17 protein-coding genes are annotated in these 19,577 nt (G+C 61.6%); 6 read left to right on the top strand and 11 right to left on the bottom strand.

Features of this window, described 5'->3' with window-relative positions:
* Positions 1–34 precede the first annotated feature (34 nt).
* Positions 35–811: a substrate-binding periplasmic protein gene (locus AHA_RS16265; RefSeq protein WP_011706989.1), complete on the top strand. Its 777-nt coding sequence runs from the start codon at positions 35–37 to the stop codon at positions 809–811.
* Between the two features lie 140 nt (positions 812–951).
* On the opposite strand, the gene AHA_RS16260 is transcribed toward AHA_RS16265, so the two are convergent.
* The gene (locus AHA_RS16260; protein ID WP_011706988.1) at positions 952–1,593 is read right to left on the bottom strand and encodes a TetR/AcrR family transcriptional regulator; all 642 of its coding nucleotides are present in this window, start codon (positions 1,591–1,593) and stop codon (positions 952–954) included.
* A gap of 93 nt (positions 1,594–1,686) precedes the next feature.
* On the opposite strand from AHA_RS16260, the gene AHA_RS16255 reads away from it, so the two are divergent.
* Positions 1,687–2,385, top strand: a complete 699-nt coding sequence (locus AHA_RS16255; RefSeq protein ID WP_011706987.1) for a DAPG hydrolase family protein — start codon at positions 1,687–1,689, stop codon at positions 2,383–2,385.
* 145 nt (positions 2,386–2,530) lie between these two features.
* Here AHA_RS16255 and frdD read toward each other — a convergent pair whose 3' ends face one another.
* From frdD to mscM, 7 genes are all read right to left on the bottom strand, one after another.
* The gene (gene frdD, locus AHA_RS16250) at positions 2,531–2,887 is read right to left on the bottom strand and encodes a fumarate reductase subunit FrdD (RefSeq protein ID WP_011706986.1); all 357 of its coding nucleotides are present in this window, start codon (positions 2,885–2,887) and stop codon (positions 2,531–2,533) included.
* A 112-nt stretch (positions 2,888–2,999) separates the two neighbouring features.
* Positions 3,000–3,398, bottom strand: a complete 399-nt coding sequence (locus AHA_RS16245) for a fumarate reductase subunit C (RefSeq protein ID WP_005298336.1) — start codon at positions 3,396–3,398, stop codon at positions 3,000–3,002.
* A 16-nt stretch (positions 3,399–3,414) separates the two neighbouring features.
* Positions 3,415–4,149 (bottom strand): succinate dehydrogenase/fumarate reductase iron-sulfur subunit, encoded by a 735-nt coding sequence (locus AHA_RS16240; RefSeq protein WP_011706985.1) that lies wholly within the window; start codon positions 4,147–4,149, stop codon positions 3,415–3,417.
* The gene (gene frdA, locus AHA_RS16235) at positions 4,142–5,926 is read right to left on the bottom strand and encodes a fumarate reductase (quinol) flavoprotein subunit (protein WP_011706984.1); all 1,785 of its coding nucleotides are present in this window, start codon (positions 5,924–5,926) and stop codon (positions 4,142–4,144) included. The genes AHA_RS16240 and frdA overlap by 8 nt, the downstream gene beginning before the upstream one ends.
* 517 nt (positions 5,927–6,443) lie before the next feature.
* On the bottom strand, positions 6,444–8,321 hold the full coding sequence (locus AHA_RS16230; protein WP_011706983.1) for a methyl-accepting chemotaxis protein: 1,878 nt from the start codon (positions 8,319–8,321) through the stop codon (positions 6,444–6,446).
* Positions 8,322–8,446: 125 nt separating this feature from the next.
* A complete protein-coding gene (locus tag AHA_RS16225) occupies positions 8,447–9,166 on the bottom strand; it encodes a glycerophosphodiester phosphodiesterase (protein WP_011706982.1) in 720 nt (239 codons plus the stop codon).
* Positions 9,167–9,188: 22 nt separating this feature from the next.
* Positions 9,189–12,467: a miniconductance mechanosensitive channel MscM gene (gene mscM, locus AHA_RS16220; protein ID WP_011706981.1), complete on the bottom strand. Its 3,279-nt coding sequence runs from the start codon at positions 12,465–12,467 to the stop codon at positions 9,189–9,191.
* A gap of 155 nt (positions 12,468–12,622) precedes the next feature.
* Here mscM and AHA_RS16215 point away from each other — a divergent pair, with 155 nt between their 5' ends.
* Positions 12,623–13,957, top strand: coding sequence for an MATE family efflux transporter (locus tag AHA_RS16215; RefSeq protein WP_044800558.1), 1,335 nt, complete (start codon positions 12,623–12,625; stop codon positions 13,955–13,957).
* 77 nt (positions 13,958–14,034) lie between these two features.
* On the opposite strand, the gene AHA_RS16210 is transcribed toward AHA_RS16215, so the two are convergent.
* Together AHA_RS16210 and AHA_RS16205 are read right to left on the bottom strand one after the other, a co-directional pair.
* Positions 14,035–14,859 (bottom strand): M23 family metallopeptidase, encoded by an 825-nt coding sequence (locus AHA_RS16210; protein WP_115586421.1) that lies wholly within the window; start codon positions 14,857–14,859, stop codon positions 14,035–14,037.
* 43 nt (positions 14,860–14,902) lie between these two features.
* Complete coding sequence (locus tag AHA_RS16205) at positions 14,903–15,760, bottom strand: hypothetical protein (RefSeq protein WP_011706978.1); 858 nt, start codon at positions 15,758–15,760, stop codon at positions 14,903–14,905.
* A gap of 176 nt (positions 15,761–15,936) precedes the next feature.
* Here AHA_RS16205 and AHA_RS16200 point away from each other — a divergent pair, with 176 nt between their 5' ends.
* Positions 15,937–16,713, top strand: a complete 777-nt coding sequence (locus AHA_RS16200) for a BPSS1780 family membrane protein (RefSeq protein ID WP_011706977.1) — start codon at positions 15,937–15,939, stop codon at positions 16,711–16,713.
* Between the two features lie 82 nt (positions 16,714–16,795).
* Here AHA_RS16200 and AHA_RS16195 read toward each other — a convergent pair whose 3' ends face one another.
* A complete protein-coding gene (locus AHA_RS16195) occupies positions 16,796–17,695 on the bottom strand; it encodes a LysR family transcriptional regulator (RefSeq protein WP_011706976.1) in 900 nt (299 codons plus the stop codon).
* A 126-nt stretch (positions 17,696–17,821) separates the two neighbouring features.
* Here AHA_RS16195 and AHA_RS16190 point away from each other — a divergent pair, with 126 nt between their 5' ends.
* Together AHA_RS16190 and AHA_RS16185 are read left to right on the top strand one after the other, a co-directional pair.
* Positions 17,822–18,682 (top strand): Vmh family MBL fold metallo-hydrolase, encoded by an 861-nt coding sequence (locus tag AHA_RS16190; RefSeq protein WP_011706975.1) that lies wholly within the window; start codon positions 17,822–17,824, stop codon positions 18,680–18,682.
* Positions 18,683–18,762: 80 nt separating this feature from the next.
* The gene (locus tag AHA_RS16185) at positions 18,763–19,398 is read left to right on the top strand and encodes a DsbA family protein (protein WP_011706974.1); all 636 of its coding nucleotides are present in this window, start codon (positions 18,763–18,765) and stop codon (positions 19,396–19,398) included.
* Positions 19,399–19,577 lie beyond the last annotated feature (179 nt).

Raw genomic sequence — 19,577 nt, 5'->3', positions numbered from 1 at the left:
AACTAAGCTGCAAGGGAAGCAAAGGAGGGAGACGATGACGCGATCCATGTTGTTGCTGTTGGGATGGGGCTTGGCCGGGCTGGTGGAGGCGGCCCAGCCCGAGGTGCAGATCTGTCTGGGGGAGGGTAACGAGTGGGCCCCTTTCACCTACTGGGAGCGCAAGGATGGCGTGCCCGACACCCGCCGTCTCACCGGCTCCGCCACGACCCAGGTGCTCGAGGCCCTGAAAAAGCTCGGGTTGCCCTACAAGATCCGTTATCTGCCCTGGGCGCGGGTGCAGCAGGAGCTGGCCGATTATCGCCAGAACCGCTTGTGCGAGCTGACCTGGGATGCCAGCTACAAGCTGGAGCGGGCGGAATATGCCTTCTACAGCGTGCCGCTCTACTACACCCACCTCGGATTTTTCTATCTCAAGCGGCGCTTCCCCGAGGCGCCCGATCTGCAGACGGTCAATCGCTCCCGGGTGTGCGGGGTGATCGGCTACAACTATGCCCCTTACGGACTGGCGCTGGAGCCGCGCCGGGTCAAACAGCTGCAGCAGGCGCTCGACATGCTGGGGCGCGATCGTTGCGACTTCTTGCCCAGCGAAATTGAGCCGCTGATGAGCGGCATCGGCCTTGGCATCTACCAGAGCGAGAGCGGTCTGCTCAACCTCGCCCTGCCCAGCCGCAAGGGCTTCTATCTGCTGGTGAGCAAGGGATCGCCACGGGCCTATGAACTGGTGACCCGCCTCAATCAGGTGTTCATCGAGTTTCAGGACAGCGGTTACAGCGACGAGGTGACGCGGCGCTTTTTACCGCCGACAGAGTGACCAGCATCAACAACCGGGCCTGGCGCCCGGTTTTTTTATGGCGGTGATGGGGCTGGCTGGCGGTGGCTCTTTGGCGGGTTCCGCGCTCGGATGTCATCTCGCCCGTTGCCATGGTGCAGCCTCCTTGTCGAGGAGTGTGCCTATTCCCGCACCAAACCGGGCAGAACCAGAGCAACGGCGGCGGCGATGCGCGCGCGGATGTCGCTGCCCGGCGCCAGCAAGCCGAGCGCCATCTGGCGCAGCGGCTCCGCCATGGTCATCGCCAGCAGCAGATCGCTGGTCTGGGCGGTGTCCAGCTCGCGCAGCCAGCCCAGTTGTTGCTGGCGCTGCAACCACGCCGCCAGGGTCGCCCTGCCGCGCGCAATGCCGTTCTCCTGATAGGCCGCCAGCAGGGCATCGCGCCCCGCGAACTCATGCTGCAGCAGCCGGAACATGCCCACAGCCTGCGCGCTCAACACCTGGCTGGCAATGGCTTGCAAACCCTGCTCCAGCATCTCCCCCAGCGCGCCTGGGTGAGCTGCATCCTGCTCGAAGGCCGGCTGAAAGGCATCGGTCCAGCTGCGCACCGCCTGCGCCACCAGATCGTCACGGTTGGCGGCAAAGCGGTAGAGGGTTTTCTTGGCAACCCCCGCCTGCTTGGCCACCGCATCCACGGTCGCGGCGCCGTAGCCCCCCTTGAGCAACAAGGTCAGCGTCGCCTCGGCCAGGGCGGCGCGCAGGTCGGCTTCCGGGGTAAGCGGGCGGCCTCGTGAGCGTGTTTCTTCATCGGTTTGCTGTGACATGATTGACTCCTGGAAAGCATTGACAGACCCAGCATACAGGCATAGTTTAAATTAGGAAACGAAATTAGTTTCCTAATTTATCGGAGTCTCATCATGGATACTTCCCCGCTGTTTGCCCCCTGGGGCGTCAATGACATCAATGAGTTGCTCAGGCCGCAGCCGCTGCGCCTGGAAATGGGCCTGACCCGCAGCACCGACGGCCTGCTGACGGTCGCCATCCGCACCGATCTGCACGGCTGCAAGGGGCGCATGCTGGATTGGTGGTTCACCTTCTTCGAGACGACCCAGCACATCAGGTGGTGGCACCCGCACGACCACGTCGAGCACCGGGGCTGGGATCATCACTGGAAAAAAGGGGAGCGCTATGTGGGGGCCAGCATAGCGGCGGTGGAGTGGCTTGCCGAGCTGCCACCGGTGGCGGCCCGCCTCAAGTTCCACTGTGCCGAAGAGGTGTTCGCCCCGCAGCCACTGCTGGAGGCGCGGGAGACACAGGCACTTTCTGCCGCCATCTGCGCCAGCATCGGCTTTGGCGACGAGGTAGCCCTGGATGAGCAGGGGGCGCCGCTGGATGGCGAGATGCTGCACCTGGCGCGCGATACTTCCTATGGCTGTGTGCTGCGCAGCCGCTTCCTGCTGGGCAAGGCCTGCGCCAATCCGTTTGACGAGGTGCCGGACGAGGTAGGCTTCAACCTAATGCGCCACTGCTACAGCGAGTTCAGCTATCTGGCGCAGTTTCTGCCGTCGCTCTACTACGCGGAAAACGGCCGTGAGCCGGCGCCGACGCTCTGGTGACGGGGCTGACAGTTGGCATTGAATGTTGCTGGGTGCCTTGGCACATCCAGGGATCATGCCCGCTATCGGGCTGCGGCGTGAGCCGCCGAGGGAGCTATAAAAAAACCGGGCACTTGGCCCGGTTTGTCATTGCGTCAGGATGCGCTTACTGGAATACCAGTACCATCAGCAGACCCAGAGTGATGGCGGACACCAGGAAGGCGAAGCCATAGAACACATAGTGGTGCAGCTTGGTGGTGTGGATCCCCAGATCATGCAGACCGTGGTAGATGCGGTGCATGCCGTGCCAGATGGGCAGGGCGATGATGACCAGCAGGATGCAGGCACCCCACCAGGAGCTGGCGAACTCGAGTGCGCGTTCGTAGCTCATGGTCTCCACGTCCATGATGCCCATGGGCACCAGCAGACCGGTGATGAGGACAATGACCGGCAGCAGCATGGCAACCACCATGCCGCCGGCACCAAACAGTCCCCAATATATAGGCTCGTCAGAACGTCTCATATTTTTTCCTCAAATCATGATTGAGAGATCGTGGCCGACGTTTCTGAGTGACAGCCCGGCACCAAACAGGCACCAATAACTGGGTTCGTCAGAACGTCTCATGGTTTTCTCCTCAGGCCACGATGATCAGGACAAGCAGGGATACCACCGCCAGCGCCACATACTGGGCGATGACGATCGGCTTCTCCGGCACCAGGTCTTCGCCACGGAAGATGCGCATGGCTTTCGGGGCCAGTGCGAACCAGGTCTTGGCGTGGAACAGGCAGGCTGCCAGGGCGATGACATGGAACAGGATGGCGATCGGGCTTTGCAGGGATTCCAGCCAGCCGTTGAACGCCTCCTGACCCTGTACCAGCCGCAACAGACCCCACATCAGCACGACGGCGTAGATGGAGACGAAGATGCTGGTGCCTTCGCGGATCATGTAACCGGTGTAGAAGGCATTCTTCAGCCACCAGTCTTTCTTCATTTCGCGGACGTAAGGCTTACGTTTGCTATTGGTGTTGTTCATGGTCTCATTCCTGATCTCAATCTGGCTTGAACATGGCGATCATGTAGTCCTTGGCGCTCTCGACCTTGCCAAGCTGGATGGCCGCCGCCGGATCCACGCCTTTCGGGCACACTTCGGAGCAGTAGCCCACGAAGGTACAACCCCAGACGCCCTCGTCCTGGCTGATGATCTTCATCCGCTCTCTGGACGCGCTGTCGCGGTTGTCGGCGTTGTAGCGATAGGCCAGCGCCAGTGCTGCCGGACCGGTGAACTTCTTGTTGATGCCATATTGCGGGCAGGCCGCATAGCACAGACCGCAGTTGATGCACATGGAGAACTGGTGATACTTCGCCATGTCAGCAGGTGTCTGGGTGTACTCGCCGTCGCACAGGCTGCGCGGCTCGGCCGGGATGATGTACGGCTTGATGCTCTCCAGCTTCTCGATGAAGTCGGACATGTCGACCACCAGATCGCGCTCGATCGGGAAGTTGTTGAGCGGCTCTATGGTCATCTTGCCCGGCAGGTAGTCGCGCAGGAAGGTCTTGCAACCCAGCTTGGGAATGCCGTTGACCATCATGCCGCAGGAGCCGCAGATCGCCATCCGGCAGGACCAACGGAAGCTCAGGGTAGAGTCCAGATGATCCTTGATGTATTGCAGCGCATCCAGCAGGGACATCTCTTTGAGGTAGGGCACCTGGAAGGTCTGCATCCAGGGCTCGTTATCCTGCTCGGGACGGTAGCGCAGGATTTCAATTTCGATCATCTCAGCCATTCTTCTTAGCCTCGTCTTGTTTCTCACCCTCGGAACCGTATACGCGTTTCGCCGGTTGGGATTTAGTGATCTTCACATCGGAGTAATCGATGGTCGGGGCCCCTTCGCCGTTGTAGAAGGAGAGAGTGTGCTTGAGGAAGTTCACGTCATCACGCTCTTCGTAACCGTCCAGACGCTGGTGGGAACCACGAGACTCTTTCCGGTTGAGGGCGGAGTGCGCCATGGCTTCGGCCACGTCCAGCATGTAGCCCAGTTCGATGGCGTACAGCAGGTCGGTGTTGAAGACCGAGGACTTGTCGTTGATCTTGATCTTCTTGTAACGGGCTTTCAGCTCGTTGATCTTGTCGATGGTGCCCTGCATCAGCTCTTCGGTACGGTAGATACCGACCCCGGCTTCCATGGACATGCCCAACTCGTTGCGGATATCGGCCGGGTTTTCGGTGCCGTCGATGTCGAGCAGGGAGAGGTGCTGCTTGATCAGCGCCTCGGCCTTGGCGGCCAGCGCCTGGGTGTTGCCGTGTTGCTGGGTCTTGGCAAACTCACCGGCGTGCTCACCGGCTACCTTGCCGAATACCACGATCTCGGACAGGGAGTTGGAACCCAGACGGTTGGCGCCGTGCAGACCGACGGAGGCACACTCGCCCAGGGCATACAGACCCGGCATGCGGGTGGCGCACTGACCGTTGGTCTCGATGCCGCCCATGGTGTAGTGGGCAGTCGGACGTACCGGGATCGGCTCTTTCACCGGATCCACACCCACGTAGGCCTTGGCCAGTTCGCAGATGAACGGCAGACGCTCTTTGAGGTACTTCTCGCCGAGGTGGCGCAGGTCGAGGTGAACCACATCGCCCATCGGGCCCTGGATCACGCGGCCTTTTTGCTGCTCCTGCCAGAAGGCCTGGGAGAGACGGTCGCGCGGGCCCAGCTCCATGTGCTTGTTCTTCGGCTGGCCGACCGGGGTTTCCGGGCCCAGACCGTAGTCTTGCAGGTAGCGGTAGCCATCCTTGTTGAGCAGGATGCCGCCTTCACCACGACAACCTTCGGTCATCAGGATGCCGGTACCCGGCAGGCCGGTCGGGTGGTACTGCACGAATTCCATGTCGCGCAGCGGCACGCCGTGGCGGTAGGCCAGCGCCATGCCGTCACCGGTGACGATGCCGCCGTTGGTGTTGTAGCGATAGACACGACCGGCGCCACCGGTGGCCAGAATGACGGATTTGGCCTGGATGAAGCGGGTGATGCCGTTCTGGATGTCGAAGGTCAATACGCCCTGGACGCGGCCATCTTCCACGATGAGATCCATGCAGAAGTGCTCGTCAAAGCGCTTGATGGTCGGGTACTTGATGGAGGTCTGGAACAGGGTGTGCAGAATGTGGAAACCGGATTTGTCTGCCGCGAACCAGGTGCGGGGAATCTTCATCCCGCCGAAACGACGCACGTTGGCCTTGCCGTCCGGCTTGCGGCTCCAGGGGCAACCCCAGTGCTCCAGCTGGATCATCTCGTTGGTGGCATTGTTGACGAAGTAGTCGACCACGTCCTGCTCACACAACCAGTCGCCACCGGATACGGTGTCGTTGAAGTGGTTTTCGAGGGAGTCATCATCACGGACGACACCGGCGGCACCGCCTTCTGCGGCCACGGTGTGGCTGCGCATCGGGTAGACCTTGGAGATCAGGGCGATCTCCAGCTCCGGGTGGGCTTCTGCTATGGCGATTGCGGCACGCAGGCCACCGCCACCAGCACCGATGATGGCGACATCGGTCTTGATAATATCCACATCTGCCTCCTTAGGGATAGATTTGCTGGGCACGATTTTGCTCTATGAAAAAAATTCAGGCTTGATGCAAGTCAAACTGGTTTGTTTTAGTGCTTGGCAATGGTGACTTTTATCAAAATCACCCCATTCCTTGGATGAAAACGCCGTAATTATCGCCATCCTTCAGTTATCGGTATCAGCCGCTGTCATTGCTATGGTTATTTTAAGCTCAGGATTATACGTAGTTTTCTTTCAAAAAAATGAGAAACACCTCTCTTTTTAGGTATTACCCATAAAGTTTTTAAGTTTTTTATCAAAAATATTTAATAAGAATTATTCACGGATAGAACAATACTGTGCTTGAGTTCAAAAAACTAATCCGAATGTCAGCCTTGATGCGTTGCTTTATGACGAGATAGCGCTTCGTATGGGGATTTTCATCCCCATAGTCCCGATGGTTGATGTGGTAATAACTATTGAAACAAAAGCATTTTTCTATAAAAAAAGGGGCCTGTGTGGCCCCTTTGATTGCGGTTGATCAGATCCGGAACATGCCGACCTGATTGCTCAGTTCACCTGAAATATTTTTAAGTTGTTCAGACAGATGGCGCGAACTGTCGGCATCGACCGCCAGCTCGTCCGAGACATCCTTGACCGCCTGGATGTTGCGGCTGACCTCGTCGGTCACCGCCCGTTGCTCCTCGGCGGCGCTGGAGATCTGGGTGGCCATGTCGGAGATCTGGTTGATGGAGGCGGTGATCTGCTCCAGTGCCTGGGTGGCATCGTTGGCATCTTCCACGCTGTTCTGGGCCAGCAACTGACCCTCGTGCATGGTGCTGACGGCGCCCTGGGTGTTGCGCTGCAGGGTTTCGATCATGCTGCGGATCTCGACGGTGGAGCTGTGGGTACGCTGGGACAGCACCCGCACTTCGTCGGCCACCACCGCAAAGCCGCGACCTTGTTCACCGGCCCGTGCCGCTTCAATGGCGGCGTTCAGCGCCAGCAGGTTGGTCTGCTCGGCGATGCCTTGAATGGTGGAGAGGATGGTGTTGATCTCCTGGGCATTCTTTTCCAGTTCCTGAATGATGCCGGAGGCCTGCTTGACCTGGGTGGCCAGATCCGTAATGGAGCGCTGGTTGCGGGCGATCACCTGCTTGCCATGCTCGCAGCTGCTGGAAGAGCTGCGGGCCGCATCGGCGGTCTGCTCGGCGTTGCTTGCCACTTCCACCGCAGTGGCGGACATCTCGTGCACAGCGGTAGCGATCTGGGAGATCTCGTTTTGCTGGCGAGCCAGACCCTGGCTCGATTTTTCCGCCATGTTGTGGGACGACTTAGCTTGCTGGTTCAGTTGGCCGGAGGAGTTGGAGATGTCCTGCACCATCACGTGGATCCGGTCGATGAAGGTGTTGACGTGCTTGGCGACAATGCCCACTTCGTCTTCACGCTCGATCTTGACGCGGCGGGTCAGATCGCCGTTGCCGCGGGAGAGATCGGCAATCGCTTCGCCCAGGGTTTTCAGCGGGGCCAGCGAACCGTTGATGGCGACATAGGAGAAACCGGCGACGATGAGGATGGTGAGCAGACCTTGCAGCAGGGCGGAAGTCACCATGCGGGAGACGGACTGATAGGCGACCGCTTCATCCACCACTATGCCGAAATACCAGTTGGTGTTGGGGATCTCGGTCAGGTCGAACACGCTGGGTTTGCCGCTGATATCCATCTCGGAGATGGTGTTGTCATGAGCCAGCTCGTTGACCTTGGCGGCGGTCAGCTCGGGGGAGATGGCGGTGGCCTGTTTGAGGGTCAGATCCTTGTCCGGGTGGGCAATGATGGTGCCGTTGCTGTCCACCAGGATGGCGTAGGTTCCTTCCGAGTTGATGGCCAGCACATCGCGCACCAGGGCGTCGATGGAGACGTCACCGGCGATGACCCCCTGGGTATTGCCCCGGGTGAATGGCTCGGCGATGGTGATGATCAGCTGGCCGGTGGTGATGTCGGCGTAGGGGGCCGTGATGACCAGCTTGCCGGCGGCCATGGTGTCCTTGTACCAGGGGCGTTGACGAGGGTCATAGCCGGCCGGCAGGTCGGTCGGCTTGCTCTGGATCATCTTGCCATCCTTGGTGCCGACGTAGACCAGGTCAAAGTTGCCGGCATTCATGGATTGGGCCAGATGGCTGATGGGTTCGTCTTCCTTGGCGAAGGCCTCCTTGGTGGAGGTGACCATGCTGATGCGGGCATCCAGCCAGCGGGAGATGCCTTTCACATTGGATGCCGAGCTGTCGTCGATGAAGCTCCAGATCAGGCGCTGGGTTTCGCTTCTCAGCTGGGTGGTGTTGTACCAGACCTGCAGGCCGGTGATGACCAGGATAATGACCCCGATGGCGAGGACAAGCTTGTTCTTGATGGATAAGTTCATGTTTACATCCTTGTGAGCGTCAGTCTGCGATGTGTGGTTTTATTGTTATGGGCCAACACTGTATCGGCCAAAGTAGAACTTTTTGTATCCCGGTGCGCCTTTAAATTTATAGCTTAAATCAGCGGTTATCGATCTCCCCCTGGCACAATGAGTCCGTTTTTGGCCGGCGGCAGGAAGCGGTCCGGCCGGTTGGTAAAGATGCCATCGACGCCGATGGCGGCCAGCATCGCCTGATCGGCGGGTTCATCGACCGTATAGACCAGCACCTTGAGCCCGCGGTCGTGGGCATCCTGCACCAGCGACTGATCGACAAAATCCACGTCGCAGTTGAGCGACCAGGCCCCCAGCTCGGCTGCAAACTTGGCGAGGGTGAGGGGAATGGTGGAAGTCAGTGCCCCCAACCGGATGTCGGGGCGCAGAGCGGCAAAGCGGGCGAGCTCCGGGTGATGGAAGGAGGAGACGACCCACTGCGTGGGCGCGAAGCCAAGCTCTGCCTCGGCACGCCGGGTCAGTCGGGCCACCTCGTCGGCTGTTTGTGCTCCTTTCAGCTCGATATGCAGCTCGGCCTGGCCAGCAATCGCCTCCATCACCTGCCACAGGGTCGGGATCCCTTCTCCCTCACCGGCATTCAGGCTCGCCAGATAGGCGTGCGATTGGGCCGTCAACACGCCGCCGCCGTCGGTGCAGCGCTCCAGCCGCCGGTCGTGGAACACCCACAGCTGGCCGTCGGCCAGCTGCACGTCGATTTCGATGGCCTCAGCGCCCAGCGCCAGCGCCAACCGGATGGCCTTGAGGGTGTTTTCCGGCGCGAGTCCGCTGGCACCGCGATGGGCAATGATCTGCATGATGTACTCCTGTGGTGCCTGCTCAGGCCCGGCTCAGACGAATGTCGATCTGCTGGTGCGGCAGCCCCAGCCCCTGTTGCTGCAATTTCTCCAGCACCAGCGAGTGGACCTCGTGGGTGATGGGCATGCGGTGATCCATGCTGTTGACGTAGAGCCGGATCTCGTAGATCAGCGCCGAGTCGGTGAATTCGATCAGGAACACCTCGGGGGAGGGGGTCTCCAGCACCAGGGTGGAGGCCCGGATCGACTCTTCCAGAATGGTCTGTATCTTTCTGGGCTCCTGGGTCAGGCCGATGCGGATGCGCAGCCGTACCCGAGTGATGGCGTCTGACAGCGACCAGTTGATGAACTGTTCTGTAATGAAGGCCTTGTTTGGGACGATGATCTCCTTCCTGTCCCAGTCCACTATGGTGGTGGCGCGGGTCTTGATCTTGGTGACGGTGCCGGTCAGCTCGCGAATGGTGACGGTGTCGCCGAGCCGGATCGGCTTCTCGAACAGGATGATGAGGCCCGACACGAAGTTGGCGAAGATCTCCTGCAGTCCGAAACCCAGACCCAGGGAGAGGGCCGCCACCATCCACTGCGCCTTGGACCAGTCGATGCCGAGGATGGAGAAGCCGGTCAGCGCCCCCACCACCAGCACTATGTACTTGGTCACCGTGGTGATGGCAAAGCCGGTGCCGGGGGAGAGGCTCAGGTGTTGGAGCAGGGTCAGCTCCATCAGGCCCGGCAGGTTGCGGGCGGTGACCACGGTCAGGATGAAGGTAAACACCGTCAGCATCAGATCCTGCAAGGTGATGGCGGAGAGCTGTTCGATGCCGCCAATCTTGCTGCTCACCTGCCACACCTCGATGCTGCGCAGGAAGCTGAACGCCGAGTTGAGTTCAGACCACTGCACCACCACCAGCATGGTGAAACCCAGCATCAGCAGGGTGCGCACCAGCCCGAGCGACTGGGCGCTGATGGTATCCAGATCCAGCTCGGTGTCTTCCACCACATCCGGGATCTCGGAGCTGAGCTCGTCATGCCCCTCTTCCCGGCCGCGCTGGGCCAGGATCTCGGCCCGCTTGCTCTTGGCCCGCTCGAAGGCGAGGCGACGGCGCTGGATCAGCATCCAGCGGTGCGCCAGATAGTAGACGAGCAGACAGCCCAGTCCCATCAGCAGGCTCAGCTCCAGCTGGCGCAGCAGGATGCGGGAGGTATAGAAGTAGCCGAGCAGGGAGCCGATCACCGCCAGCAACGGGGCCAGCATCAGGCTGTTCCAGATGAAGTGGTGCAGCAGGTGTGGCTTGGTCATGTCGGCCTGGCCCCAGGTGAGCGGCAGCCGCTCCCGGTTGAGGCGGGCGAAGAACAGCAGCAGCCAGAGGGCGCCGACGATGAAGGCCAGCCGGCCGAGAGAGTCGTAGAAGGCGTGCTCCTGATAGCTGTTGGCCATGCCCTGCACGAAGAAGCTCGGGATGATCACCAGCAAGAGGGTGCGGAACTGGCTCCACACTTTCTGCACCCGCTCCTTCTGCCAGCGGAAATGGAGGATCAGGATCCCCTTCTCCAGCGTCAGGTGACGGGCCATCAAGAGTGCCAGCAGCAGGAACCAGATCTCGCCGAGGCCACGGGCCACCGCCACCGCGAACGGATATTGCCATGCGCCGTCGAGCAGGCCGCGCACCATCAGCACCATGGCGGGCAGCGGCAGGGAGGCGAGCAGGGAGCGCATCAGCAGCCTGCTGGTGAGGCTGAACTTGTCCTGGGTCACCTTGCCGATGCGGGGCGCTATGTGCTGGCTGTAGTGGGTCAGGTGGCGAGCCAGTTTGAACCAGCACCAGGCCAGCACCAGGATGCCGATGCCGGCGAAGGTGAGGGTGATGGGGTTGTTCTCGGCGATGGCCTGGGGCAGTTGTAGCCAGTTGACCGGGTTGAGGGCGAGGCCGAGGGCCGCCGGCACCCCGAGCAGCACGGCCGGGGTGAGCGGGCGCACGTCCGGCATCCAGAACAGGTGGCTGGCGCTGAGCTCGCGGATCTCGTCGATCTTGCTGTTCTGGCGGCTGTAGAGCAGCTTGAGCCGGGTCTGCTCCTGAATGAGGCTGTCGGAGGCGTCGTTGAGCCGGGTCAGCAGCTGGCGACGGGCCTTGAGCAGGTTGTCGAGCACCGCCTGCTGAGCGCGATCGAGGGCCACTTCGTCGGTGGCCAGCAACTGATCGCGCATCTGGCGCGGATCCTTGAGCGCGTCCTGCTCGGTCTCGTACTGGTACTTGGCCATGCGGGCGTTGACGATGGCCGACTCCAGCTTGTCGAGAGGGAAGTAGGCGGGCAGATCCGAGAGCTTGCTGCGCAGGTTCTCGCCGTAGGCGTTGCTGATCTGCAGCCACTCCAGTTGCTCGCGCACCGAGTTGACCAGGTCGTTCAGGCTCGACAAGTTCTTGTCGATCACCCGTTGCTCATCCTGCACCCGCTCTATCTGGTCCTCCAGCGCGCCGAGCTGGATGGAGAGCGCCTGGTTCTGCTGTTGCTGCTCCAGCAGCAACGGCATGTCGGAGGTGAGCTGCTTGCGCAGGCGCTCGCTCTCCGCCAGCGCCTGCTCGGTCTTGTCGCGGCGCAGCTGGTTCTGCTGGTTGAGCAGGCTGGTCTGCCACTCATCCTCGTCGGTGATGGCGAGGTTGAGCTCCTGCAGCCTGAGCTTGCCGAGATCGTTGCGCTGCTGGGCGGAGAGCTGCTCCAGCTCCAGCATCTGGATCCGGTCGGAGAGGCTCTGCTCCTTGAGGCGGGTGACCAGCTGCTGGGCATCCTGCAGGCGATCCGATTCACTGCTGAAGCTGAGCCGGTCGAGTAGAGTGCGGGTCTGCTGCAACTGCTTGCGCAGCTCGTCGACCCGCAGGTGATACTCCTGGCCGGTGCTCTCCAGCTGGTTGAGGCTGTCCATCACCCCCTGGCGCTCCTTGCGCAGGTTGAGCTGGCGGTTGCTGCTCAGGCCGATGGCCTGGCGCAGCGCCTCCTCCTTCAGGGAGGATAGGGCCGGGCGAGGCTGGGGCTGGTAGTTGTGCAGGCTCTCCTTGAGGCGGGCCGACTCCTTGGGATAATCGATGAGGATCTGCTGATAGGCCTTGCCCTGCTCGCGATAGCGCTGGGCCTCCCGGGCAAATTGCAGCGCCTGCTGGTAACTTTCCCGCAACTTCTGGTTTTCCGGGGTGTCGGTCTTGGGCACGCTCTGCAGCAGCTCTTCCACCTGGGTGATGGCGTCATCGGCCTGGGCAAGGGGAGTGAGGAGAGTGAGAGAGAGCAGCAGGCAGAGCAGGCGTTGCAACATGGCGCACGTTTCCGTTCAGGTGAGGTCGCCCTAGCCTAAAGCAGGGGCCGGGGTGGGTAAAGTTTTCCATATTAATGATTTGTAACATAAATAACGGGCGTTCCCAGCCTGCTTTGGCTATCATTCTGGCCGTTTTTCCCTCCGTTGAGCGTTTTATGTCCGCAGTCGATCTGGGCACTGCCCCTCTTTCTCGCCTGTTCTGGCGCTACGTCACCCCGACCGTAGCCGCCATGCTGGTCACCGGCATCTATGTCACCATAGACGGCATCTTCGTCGGCCATATTCTGGGTCAGGACGGGCTGGCCGGCATGATGCTGGCGTACCCCATCTGCGCCGTGCTCTATGCGGTGGGGGCGCTGATCGGCATGGGCTCCTCGGCGCTCGCCTCGTTTTATCTGGGCAAGGGGGAGCAGGCGAGGGCCCGCCACATCGTCGGCAACGCGCTGGTGATGGTGCTTATCGCCTCTGGGCTGCTCGCCTTCATCGGCATCCGTTACGGCGAGGCCATGCTGATCTGGATGGGGGCGGAGGGAGTCATCTTTGACGCCGGTTTCGCCTATTTGCAGTGGTATGCCTGGCTCGGAGTGTTTGCGGTGCTCTCCATGGCGTTTACCGCCCTGCTGCGCAACGACGGGCGACCCGGCCTCACCACCTGGATCCTGGTGGGAGGCGGCGTGCTCAACGTGCTGCTCGATTACCTGCTGATGGCGGTGATCCCCTGGGGACTGGCGGGGGCCGCCATTGCGACCATGCTCTCCCAGGCGGTGACCGGCGGCCTCTGTCTGTGGCACTTCTTCACCCCGCGCAGCCAGCTGCGCATTGGCTGGGACACCCTGCGACCCGACTGGCGGTTGATGGGGGAGACGCTGCGACTCGGGGTGTCGAGCTTTTTGATGTACCTCTATCTGTCGGTGGTGCTGGCGCTGCACAACAAGGCGCTGCTGGCGGTGGGCACCTCGCTGCACGTGGCGGCCTACGGCGTCATCAGCTATAGCGAGGCCTTCTTCTATCTCATCTTCGAGGGGATCGCCATGGGCATCCAGCCCATCGCCAGCTTCAACGCCGGGGCGGGCCACTGGGCACGGGTGCTGCGGGTGCGCAACCTGGCGCTGGGGGTGACCCTGCTGGTGGCCCTGTGCGGCATGCTGCCGCTCTATCTGTGGCCGGAGGGGGTGGTCTACCTGTTTGCCGGGGACAACGCGGCCCTCTTGCCGGTGGCCAGCCTAGGCATCTGGCTCTACTTCTGGGGCTTGCCGATGGAAGGGTTGCTGCTGGTGGGGGCCACCTACTTCCAGGCCATCAACCGGGCTCGTATCGCCTCCCTGCTCACCGGCGGTAAGCTGGTGCTGATCGGTGGTTTCCTGTGGGGCTTCTCCTCCCTGTGGGGGGTATCCGGCGTCTGGCTGGCATTGCCCACCTGCAGCACCCTGCTGGTGCTGGTGATGTGGCGAGCCATGGGCAAGGAGGCGCGCCAGCACGCCGCCGCCTGACATGTCATCATTCGGCCATCAAAAAGGCAGCCTAGGCTGCCTTTTTCGTTTTGAGCGCCCCTGACAGGTCACCGACCTCAGGGCTTGAAGGCACCGATGAAGATGGCGGGGTCGACACGGGCGTCGTTGAGACTGACATTCCAGTGCATGTGGGGACCAGTGGCACGGCCGGTAGCGCCGACCCGGCCGACGATGCCGCCGCGGGGCAGGCTCTGGCCCAGCTTCACGTCGACCTTCGACATGTGGCAGAACATGCTGATGAGGCCCTGACCGTGATCGACGAACACCGTATTGCCGTTGAAGAAGTAGTTGCCGATCAGGATCACCTTGCCTGCCGCCGGCGACTTGATGGGGGTGCCGGCACCGACCGCGAAGTCGAGGCCTGAGTGGGGGTTGCGCTCCTCGCCGTTGAAGAAGCGGCGCAGCCCGAACGGGCTGGAGAGCGGCCCGTCCACCGGTTTGTCGAACAGCAGGTTGCTCGGCTGGGTCGGGCTGAAGGTCTGGTAGGCGCGGGTCTGTTCCGCCAGTTCGCGGTTGATGCGGGTCATGTCTTCGGCCAGCGGGTTGACCTGACGGCTGTTCTTGAGCTTGATGTGCTGCTCCCGGTAGTGCTTGGTGCCGACCGTAAAGCCGAGGGTGCGGCCATCGCTCACCTGCAGCTGGTGGGCGCCGGGCTGGCTCTTGAGGGGGATGCCGACGATGGCAATCCAGCGTTTGCCCTCTTCACGCACCACCAGCACCGGCTTGCCCTGATAGCGGGCGGTCGGGGCCTGCGCCTCGCTGCCGAGCGCCACCACGGCGACGCCCCCCGGCACCGGGTGGTTGAGCAGGCGACTGATGAAGCCCTCGGCGAGGGCGGACTGGCTGGCCAGCAGCAACAATAGACAACAAACGACTCTCATGATGATTCCAGACTGGGTTGACTAAAACGAAACGGTAACGAAATCAGGACGCTGGCTGGAAGCGCTGGTAGATGGCCTCCATCTGGACCGACACCTCCTGGCGCACCAGGTCCAGCTCCAGCATGTCTTGTACCACCTTGAGCTGATCCGGATTGAGGAAGCTGCGGCTGCTCTCCAGTACCCGCTGGGTATAGGCGCGCTGGTTCTCCAGATAGGTGCCGGCATCACCGCTCTCCTGCTGGGCCAGCTGCTGGTTCGCCTCGCTCAGCAGACGCGTCAGGGATTGGCGCTGGGCCGGTGCCAGCAGCTCGCCGTGCTCCGCCAGGCGACCCTGGATCTCCAGCAGGCGGTTGGTATCGCCCGAGTAGATCTCCTGTTCGAGCCGGGTGCGGGTATCCTCCCCCAGCAGGTTGCTGAGGTTGCCCCAGATGCGCTGGCTCTCTTGCTCATAGGCATCGGGATGGTCGAAGCCGAGGCGATAGAGCTCGCGCAGTTGCTCTTGTACCTGGCCGCGCACGTCTTCCACTATGTCGAGCCGGTCGAAGACGGTGGTGAGCTGGCTGCCCTGTTCGGCGTCATAGAGCCGCTCGATCAGCACGGAGCCTTCGCTCGACTGGCTCCACTGGCTGATGGCGGCCTCCAGCTCGGGATTGGGAGGCAGCACCTCCTGGGCGGGGGCGGGCTCGCTCTGGCTTCCCTTGCCGGGCAGCTTGGCCAGCAGGCTCTGCCCGGTGCTCTGGCCGCTGTTCTGGCTGGTGGCCGAATCGCATTGCGACGGGCTGTTGACGGGGCTGGCGGTGTCGGATCCCGACTGAGGTGCGACAGGGTCGGCCTGCCACTGCCAGAGGTTGAGCAACAGGGAGGCCAGCAGAAGAATTGGCGCCAGGTGAGATGTACGCATCTTGGATTCTCTTGAATAAGTGAATGCCCCTTGCAAAGGGGTCTCTTATGATAACCGTAACGTCTGATACAAGCAGCCATGACGTGCAAAACCGGCCTCGGCGGTGACCCGCCATTGAGTCGGTCGGCCCATGGCTCTAGAATCGGCAACCAGCCGTTTTGAACCGAGGAAATGTTATGAATGGATTGTCCCCCCTGCGCGCAGAACCTGCTCGTCACCCCATCGGGCGTGGCTGGGTCTGGGTGCGATCCGGTTTCGATGTCTTCAACAAGGGGATGGGGGTCAGTGTCGCCATGGTCCTCATCTGGTTTGCGGTCGGCCTGTTGCTGGAGCGTCTGCCAGCGGGCAGCCTCATCTCCCAGCTGCTTTACATGGTCTGGGGTGCCGGCTGGGTGGCGGTGGCCCGTCACGGTTATGAAGGCAATCCGCTGCGCTTTGCCGATTTCTTCTCCGGTTTTCGCCACAAGCTGACCCCGCTGATGCTGGGGGGTCTGCTGGTGCTGGCCCTGTTCAGCCTGATCGGCCTCATCTGCCTGGGACTGCTCTCCATGTGGGGGCTCACTTCCCTGCTGACCCAGGATCCGGAATCTCTGGTGGTGACGGCGGCCCAGGCCCAGGGGCTGCTGCTCTGTCTGCTGCTGGGGCTGGTACTGCTGATCCCGGTGCTGATGGCCATCACCTTCGCCCCCGCCCTCATCTTTTTCCACGATGTGGGGATCCTGCAGGCCGCCAAACTGAGTTTCAAAGGCTGCCTGACCAACATGTGGCCCTTCCTCTGGTGGGGGTTGATCGCCGCCATCCTGATGCTGTTCGGCGCAGCGCTGATGCTGGTGGGTCTGCTGGTGGTGATCCCGGCGCTCAACTACTCCATCTATGTGGCCTATCGGGATATCTATCTGGACGTGACGCAGGAGACGCCTGCCGAAACCCCGCTGACCGGCTTCGAAGCCTGACGCCAACGGATGGGTGTGACATATGCGCGAAAGGGGCCTGCCGGCCCCTTTCGCATGTTTGCATTGTCTCTTACTCCTGCCACTACTCTCGCCACATGGGGTCGACGGCCATGCGTTCCACCAGAAAGTCGAGGAAGCTGCGCAACAGCGGTGACATCTGCTTGCGGGTGCCGTAGACGGCGTAGACGCCGAGTCGCTTGGGTTGCCACTGCTCCAGCAGCGGCACCAGGGTGCCGGTGTCGAGGTGGGGTTGGACCGAGTAGCGGGGCTGCAGGCTGATGCCGGCCCCCTCCAGCGTCGCCTCCAGCAGCAGGTTGGAGATGTTGGCGCTGAGGTTGCCGCTCACCGGCACCGATTCGGGCCCGTCCGGTCCCTGAAACTCCCACAGGCTCTTGCCGAAATAGGTGTAGGTGAGGCAGTTGTGCAGGGCGAGATCCTGCACCTTGTGCGGGGTCGGGTGTCTGGCCAGATAGGCCGGACTGGCGCAGACCACGGAGTGACAGGTACCGAGCCGGCGGGCCACCAGGTTGGGGTCGAGGTCATTGGTGATGCGCACGGCGAGATCGATCCGCTCCTCCACCAGATTGACGGTGCGGTCCAGCAGCAGGATGTCGATGGCGGTGCCCGCATAGCACGCCAGGTAGTCGTTGGCGGCGCCCACCAGCAGGGCTTCCGAGAGTGAATAGCTGCTGGTGATGCGCAGTTGCCCCTTGGGGGCCTCGTCGCCGCGCACGGCGATCTGCTCCATCTCTTCCCCCAGCGCCAGCATGGCGCGGGCCCGGTTCAGCGCCTCTTCCCCTGGGCCGGTCAGACTGAGCCGGCGAGTGGTGCGGTGCAGCAGCCGTGCCCCCATCCACTGCTCCAGCTCTGCCAGGTAGCGCGTTACCATGGCGCGCGACATCTCCAGTTTCTCCCCGGCGCCGCTCAGGCTGCCCTGTTCGACTACGCTGACAAAGACCCGCAATGCGGTCAGTCGATCCATCTCAGACTCTCTATATGCTCGATTAATGCAACAGTGATGCGCTTATTATGCTGTATTTGTACCGTAATTGATCCAATAAACTGTGTCCATCTGATGAACCCCTGATGACTTGATGAGGAATACCCGATGAACAATACCCTGATCCGCAACCTGACCCTGGCCACCACCCTGCTGAGCGGTGCCGCCATGGCCGCCCCGCTCACCGTGACCGTCTACAACCCGGGCGAGAAGGCTATCTTCCCGGTCTCCTCCTCCCTGGTGACCGGCGACAAAGAAGCAATCCTGATCGATGCCCAGTTCGACGTACAAAACGGCCAGGCGCTGGTGGACATGATCAAGAAGAGCGGCAAGAAGCTGACCACCGTCTATATCAGTGCCGGTGACCCCGACTTCTACTTCGGTCTGGAGCCCATCAAGGCAGCCTTCCCGGACGTCAAGGTACTGGCAGACCAGCATGTGGTCGACCATATCAACCAGACCAAGGACGCCAAGCTGAGCTACTGGAGCCCCATCCTCGGCAAGGGTGCACCGAAGAGCTTGACCGTGCCGCAAGTGATGACGGCCAGCCATCTGACACTGGATGGCGAGAAGATCGAGATCAAAGAGATGAACACCCCGAATGCCTACCTGTGGGCACCGTCCATCAAGACGGCGTTTGGTGGCGTACCGGTCTACAGCGGCGTGCACGTGTGGATGGCTGACAGCCAGACCAAGGCTGCTCGCAGCAACTGGGTCAAGGCGTTGAACAATCTGCTGGCGCTGAAGCCCGAGCGTGTGGTGCCGGGTCACTTCCTGGGGACTGCGCCCAAGGGTACTGAAGCCGTGACCTTCACCCGTGACTACGTAGAGCGCTTTGAGCAGGAGCGGGCCAAAGCCAAGAACTCCGGCCAGCTGATTGAAGCACTGAAGAAGGCTTACCCGTCCCTGCCGGTCGACGATGGTCTGGCCATCGGTGCCAAGGTCAACACCGGCGAGATGAAGTGGTAAGCCCCTGACGCCTACTTCCCTGTGTTTTTTTACCGGGCCCGAGGGCCCGGTTTTTTTAGCCGAATGAACGAGTGAATCACATGAACGAAACGACTCTGCATTATGTATACGACCCCCTCTGCGGCTGGTGCTACGGCGCTGCCCCGCTGTTGAAGGCTGCGGCTGCCATCCCGGAACTGCGTATCGAGCTGCACGCCGGTGGCCTCTGGCTTGGCGGGCGCAGGCAGGCGATGGGCCAGGCCCTGCGCGATTACGTCCGTCCCCATGACGAGCGGATCCAGGCGCTGACCGGCCAGCCTTTCGGCGAGCGCTATTTCAACGAGCTGCTGCTGCGCGATGGTCTGCTGCTCGATTCGGAGCAGCCCATCCGCGCCATCCTGGCGGTGACGGCGCTGGGTGGCAACGGTCTGAGCCTGCTGCACCGCATTCAGCAATCCCACTATCGCGATGGCATCTGGATCGGTTCGCTCGCGCATCTGACCAGCCTGGTGGCGGAGCAGAACATTGGCGCGGATGATTTTGTGAAGGCCTACCAGCAGGTCGACCTGGCGAGCCATTTGGCCGACAGCCAGCGCTGGATGCGCCGTCTCGGCGGACAGGGCTATCCGACCCTGGGGCTGGTGCAGGGCGACAATGTCACCCCCTTGTCCGCCTCCTCCTTCCTGGGTGAGCCAGAGGCGTTTGCTCGCCAGATCCAGCTCATGATGAGTCGCTGAGCGAACAGTAGGTCGTATCCGGTGGCGGATGTGCAGCGCCCGAGGTGCTCGTTGCAGATTTTTCCTACCTGTCCGGCACTCATGCTATCCCCTGGCGGGACGATATATTCAGTAGCGGACAGTTTGAAAATCATCCGCTTGCGATCATCACGCTATGCTCTATGGGGATAGCCCGGGCG

It is taken from the genome of Aeromonas hydrophila subsp. hydrophila ATCC 7966 (assembly GCF_000014805.1).
Classification (GTDB): Bacteria; Pseudomonadota; Gammaproteobacteria; order Enterobacterales; family Aeromonadaceae; genus Aeromonas; species Aeromonas hydrophila.
The sequence above is the reverse complement of the archived record's forward strand: the minus strand, read 5'-3'. Positions and strand labels throughout refer to the sequence as shown.